Annotated in this window: 3 protein-coding genes; 1 reads left to right on the top strand and 2 read right to left on the bottom strand. The window is 72.3% G+C overall.

Features of this window, described 5'->3' with window-relative positions:
• Window positions 1–39: 39 nt before the first annotated feature.
• Both ACWDS7_RS46070 and ACWDS7_RS46065 read right to left on the bottom strand, forming a co-directional pair.
• Window positions 40–216, bottom strand: a complete 177-nt coding sequence (locus tag ACWDS7_RS46070; protein ID WP_451934450.1) for a thiamine pyrophosphate-binding protein — start codon at window positions 214–216, stop codon at window positions 40–42.
• The gene (locus tag ACWDS7_RS46065) at window positions 213–986 is read right to left on the bottom strand and encodes a cyclase family protein (protein ID WP_451934449.1); all 774 of its coding nucleotides are present in this window, start codon (window positions 984–986) and stop codon (window positions 213–215) included. Before ACWDS7_RS46065 ends, ACWDS7_RS46070 begins: the two co-directional genes overlap by 4 nt.
• Before the next feature lie 250 nt (window positions 987–1,236).
• On the opposite strand from ACWDS7_RS46065, the gene ACWDS7_RS46060 reads away from it, so the two are divergent.
• A partial coding sequence (locus tag ACWDS7_RS46060; protein ID WP_451934448.1) for a HEAT repeat domain-containing protein occupies window positions 1,237–5,710 on the top strand: 4,474 nt, incomplete at its 3' end.

Below are 5,710 nucleotides of genomic sequence, written 5' to 3'. Positions count from 1 at the left end.
GGGGCCCCTCACATCTGGAGAACAACGTGCTCGACAACCCTACCGGCCACCCTGAACTGGCGGCCGACCCCGAAGAGTTCCGCCACGAGCGACGAACCGCACGCCGTGCTCGACCAGCGTGTTGGTCACGTGGAAGTTGCCGCTGCCGACGACCCCGAAGACGGTGTCCACGCCGAACGAGGCGAGGGCACCGCCCACGGCCTCGGCGACGTTCACCGTTCGACCAGGGCCAGCACGCGCACCGGGCTGCCCGAGCCGCCGACGATGGGCAGCGGCGGCGCGACGACCACCGCCCCGGTGACCGGGAGCCGGTCGAGGTTGCGGAGCTGGGTCAGCCCGTACTTCCCCGCGCCGAGCAGGAAGGAGTGGCACGGGAAGGCCGGGTCGAAGCCGTGCGCGGCGCCCGCGTCGGTGCCCACCGTCTCCACGCCGAGCCCGACGATCGGGGTCTCCTCCGCCAGCCACCTGGCGCACTCCACCGAGATGCCGGGAGTGTGCGGGCCGGTCTCGTCGGCGTTGAGGAACCGCTCCTGGTCGTGCGAGCGGGCGTCCCAGCCGGTGCGGTAGAGCAGCCAGCCGCCCTCGGGCAGCGGCCCGTTGGCGTCCTGCCAGGTCTTGACGTGCTCGATCTCCAGCAGGAAGTCCGGGTCCTCGGCGGCCTCGGCGGCCAGGTCGAGCACCGCGGCCGGGGCGATCAGCCGGTCGACCGGCACCTGCGAGACGTCGTCGCCGTCCCGGGCGGTGACCCAGTGGACCGGGGCGTCGAAGTGCGTGCCGGTGTGCTCACCGGTCGAGATGTCGTTCCAGTACCAGGCGGGACCGCGGTCGTCGTAGCGGCTGATCTCCTTCAGCGTGAACGGGACGGTGTTCCCGAACGGCTCGGGCAGGCGCAGGATCGGCGTCTCCGACGACAGCGGCGCGGTCAGGTCGATCACCTCGATCCCGCCGTTCCGGACGCTCTCCACCAGGTTCCGCAACACCGACATGACGCCTCCAGCATCGGAAGAAGACCTGGTCGGATCCTCCTACACCCCCGCGACCCGCGCCATCTCCACCCGCGGCCGGGCCGTCCGTGGAAAGGCACCCGATCGGCGGCGGCACCGATTTTGCCGGACGCGGGACGGCCCGTGAATGTGTATGGGGAGAGACTTTATAAAGGGTATTTTGTGTGACGTGCCGAGCGTCTTCATCAGCCACACATCGGACATGGCGGAATATCCATCCACAGGATCGTTCGTGCAGTCGGCTGTCGACGCCGTGGCACGGGCGGGCCTGGTACCGGTGGACATGCGATATTTCTCCGCCCAGGAGACCGCACCGGCGGAGTATTGTCGCAATCGCGTTCAAGAGTGTGATTTCTACCTGGGGATAATCGGGTTCCGCTACGGCTCCCGGGTGCCCGGGACCGACCTCTCCTATACGGAGCTGGAGTTCGTCTCCGCCTCCGACCGGGGCATGCCGAGGCTGTTGTTCCTCCTCGACGAGGAGGTCCCGATCCCTCTGCGGCTCGTCGACAGGGACCGCGCGCCGGTCGAGGCGTTCCGGGCGCGCCTGCTGGAGTCCGACATCGTGGTCGACACGTTCACCTCGGCCGAGGACCTGCGCGGCCGGGTCCTCCACGCGCTCGTCGAATGCCTGGGCGCCCGGACCGCGCCGGCCGGGCCTCCCGCCACCGGAGAGGAGTCGTTCGCGATCGCGCGGGCGGCCTACCTCACCAGGGTGGAACAGCGCTACCGGCGGCTCGACCTGGAGGTGCTGACCCCGGCCGAGCAGGACGCCCACCTGCCCGTCCTCCTCAGATCGATGTTCGTCCCGCAGAGCGTCAGGGCCGATCCGCCCCCCGTCGAACTGTCCAAGGAACTGTGGCGGCGGCTGCTGAGCGCCGAGGAGATCTCGGAACAGGACCTTCCGGAGGGGCTCGACCTCGACAGGATCGCGCAGGCGCGCACCACCTATGACAAGACTCCCCGGCGCGCGGTGCTGGACGTCCTGGGTGAGCCGGGCAACCGGCTGGTCACGCTGCTGGGTGATCCCGGCGCCGGCAAGTCGACGCTGGCGCGATACCTGCTCCTGGGCCTGACGGGCGACGGGACGGAGCCGGCCCCGGCCGGGCTGAGGGGGTGGCTGCCCCTGCTGGTGGAGCTGCGCTCCTACGCCGATCTCCGGTCGCGGTGCGAGACCTTCCTGGAATACCTGGAGCACCTGTACCGGACCGAGGGCACCGGCCTCCCCGCGCAGCCCCTGGACCGCCATCTCCGCGAGGACGGGCGGGCGCTCGTCATCTTCGACGGGCTGGACGAGCTGTTCGACCCGAAGGTGCGGGAGACGGTGACCCGGCAGATCGCCGGATTCGCCACGCGCTATCCGAAGGTGCGGGTCCTCGTCACCAGCCGGGTCATCGGATACCGGCGGGCCGAGCTGCGCGACGCCGGGTTCCGGCACTACACGCTCCAGGACCTGGACACCGCCCAGATCGAGGAGTTCATCGCGCGCTGGTACGAGCTGGCCATACACGACCGCAGGGACGAGGCGCGGCATCTGCGGGACCGGCTGATGCACGCGATGACCGAGTCGCCGTCCATACGGGAGCTGGCGGGCAACCCCCTGCTGCTGACCATCCTGGCGATCATCGGGCGGCGCCAGGAGCTCCCGCGTGAGCGGCGGGCGGTGTACGTCCACGCGGCCTCCGTGCTGGTCGAGCACTGGGACGTCAACAGGCATCTGGAGGACGCGCGCATACCGGCCGGCTACATCGACGCCGAGGACAAGAAGGAGCTGCTGCGCCGGGTGGCCTGGCGCATGCAGAGCGGCAGGTCGGGACTGGCCGGCAACCACATCCGGGGCGAGGACCTCCTGGAGGAGTTCGTCGACTACCTGGGCAGCCGCTACCAGCTCGACGCCCTCGCCGCCAAGCCCGTCGCGCGCGGCATGCTCGGCCAGTTCAGGGAGCGCAACTTCATCCTCAGCCTGTACGGCGGAGGCGTCTACGGGTTCGTGCACCGGGCGTTCCTGGAGTTCTTCTGCGCGGACGAGATCGTCCGGCGGTTCCAGAACAAGCGTCAGTGGAGTCCCGCCGAGCTCGTCTCGGAGATGTTCGGCCGTCACTGGCGCGATCCCGCGTGGCGGGAGGTCCTCCTGCTGGTGGCCGGAATGATCGACGAGCGTTTCACCGGCGGGATCGTCGACTACCTCACCCGTGAGGCGGACCCGCTGTGGCCGTTCGCGAAGATCGACGAATCGCCGCACCACCTGCTCCTGGCGGCCGAGTGCATCGCCGAGACCCGCAACCTGGGAGCGATGGAACGGCAGGGCGCGGCGGTCATCGAGAAGATCATCGCCTGGCTGGAGGAGTCGGAGAGCACCTATGCCTTCGGCCCCGAGGGATTCCTCACCGGCAAGCTGGCCCCGCTCCTGCGGACGGTCCGGCCCCGGTGGCCGGGGCGCGACCGCTATCTCGGCTGGTTCCTCAGCCGGGAGAGGGCGATCACGTCGTTCGAGGGCCGGGAGACGGCGACGGCGATCGCGGCCGCCCTGTTCCCGGACGACGACCGCCTCCGGGAGCGTTTTCACCGGCAGGCCACGGGCGAGGCCGGCGTGAGCATGCGCGACGGGGCGGTGCGGGCTCTGGCGCAGGGCTGGCGCGACCACCCCGACACCCTCCCCCTCCTGCGCGACCGCGCCCTCGTCGATCCCGACGAGAACGTGCGGACGACGGCGGTCCAGGCCATCGCCGAGAGCTGGCGGGAGCATCCCGACGCCCTGCCGACGTTACGCGGACGCGCCGTCGGCGACCCGCACCGGCGGGTCCGCTCGGCCGCTCTCCAGGCCCTCGCCGCCGGCTGGCGCGACCACCCCGACACCCTCCCCCTCCTGCGCGACCGCGCCGTCGGCGACCCGCACGGTGACGTGCGGGCCGGCGCCCTCCAGGCACTCGCCGACAGTTGGGGCGACAGTCCGGACTTCCTGTCGCTGCTGCGCGAGCGCGCCCTCACCGATCCGCACTGGAACACCCGCCAGACAGCCGTCCAGTCCCTCGCCGCCGGCTGGCCGGAAGACCCCGCGACCCTCCCCCTCCTGCGCGAGCGCGCCCTGACCGACCCGGACTGGCAGGTCCGCTCGGGCACGCTGCAGTCCCTCGCCGCCGGCTGGCCCGAAGACCCCGCGACCCTCCCCCTCCTGCGCGAGCGCGCCCTGGCCGACCCGGACCCGGATGTGCGGACGACGGCGATCCAGGCCGTCTCCGCAGACCGGCACGGTCATCCCGGCGTCTTCCCGTTCCTGCGCGAGCGTGCTCTGGCCGACCCCGGACACGACGCGCGGACCGCGGCTCTGCAGGCCCTCGCCGCCGGCTGGCCCGACCACCCCGACACCCTCCCCCTCCTGCGCGAGCGCGCCCTGACCGACCCGAACTGGCGGGTCCGCCAGACATCCGTCCAGGCCCTCGCCGCCGGCTGGCCCGACCACCCCGACACCCTCCCCCTCCTGCACGAACGCGCCGTCACCGACCCCGACGAAGACACCCGCAAGGCCGCCCTCCAAGCCCTCGCCGCCGGCTGGCCCGACCACCCCGACACCCTCCCCCTCCTGCACGAACGCGCCCTGGCCGACCCCGACGAAGACACCCGCAAGGCCGCCCTCCAAGCCCTCGCCGCCGGCTGGCCCGACCACCCCGACACCCTCCCCCTCCTGCACGAGCGCGCCCTGGCCGACCCCGGACACGACGCGCGGACCGCGGCTCTGCAGGCCCTCGCCGCAGGCTGGCCGGAAGACCCCGCGACCCTCCCCCTCCTGCGCGAGCGCGCCCTGGCCGACCCGAACTGGCGGGTCCGCCAGACATCCGTCCAGGCCCTCGCCGCCGGCTGGCCCGACCACCCCGACACCCTCCCCCTCCTGCACGGACGCGCCGTCACCGACCCCGACGAAGACACCCGCAAGGCCGCCCTCCAAGCCCTCGCCGCCGGCTGGCCCGACCACCCCGACACCCTCGGCCGGCTGAGACGGCAGGCACTGCACGATCCGGACCAGGACGTCCGCGCCGCCGCGCTGCGGGCCGTCGCGGCGGGCTGGCGTGACCATCCCGACACCCTCGTCTGGCTGCGACGGCAGGCGCTGCACGGCTTCGGCCTGGTGCGCCGCACGGCGCTGACCACGCTCGCCGAGACGTTCCACGACCGCCCGGAGATCCTGCGATGGCTGCGAGACCTGGCCGCCGCCGGAGCCGGCGACACCGCGGTCTCCAGGAACGCGCTGGTGGCGCTGGCCACCGCCCTGCCCGAGGATCCCGCCACTTCGGCGCTGCTGCGCGAGTGCATGGTGACGGCCGGCCACTGGGAGACCCGTCGCGCCGCCGTGGAGCGGGCGAAGGATCTCCTCACCGCCGGACTCATGCGCCGGGCTGTGACGGACAGCCACTGGCAGGTCCGCCGCACCGCCCTCCAGAGACTCGATCCGGCCCTGTCGCGTGACCCTGGGATCGTGGCGCTCGTCTTCGAACGCGCGGCGTCCGACGGCCACTGGGAGGTCCGCCGCGCCGCCCTCCAGAGCCTCACCATCTGGCACAGCCGGCCGGAGGACCTGGCACTGCTGCGCGAACGCGCGGTGGCCGACGACCGCTGGGAGGTCCGCCGTGCCGCCCTCCAGAGACTCACCATCTGGCACAGCCGGCCGGAGGACCTGGCACTGCTGCGCGAACGCGCGGTGGCCGACGGCC

This window comes from Streptosporangium sp. NPDC003464 (genome assembly GCF_053588315.1).
This window is presented reverse-complemented; position numbering and strand designations above follow the sequence as displayed.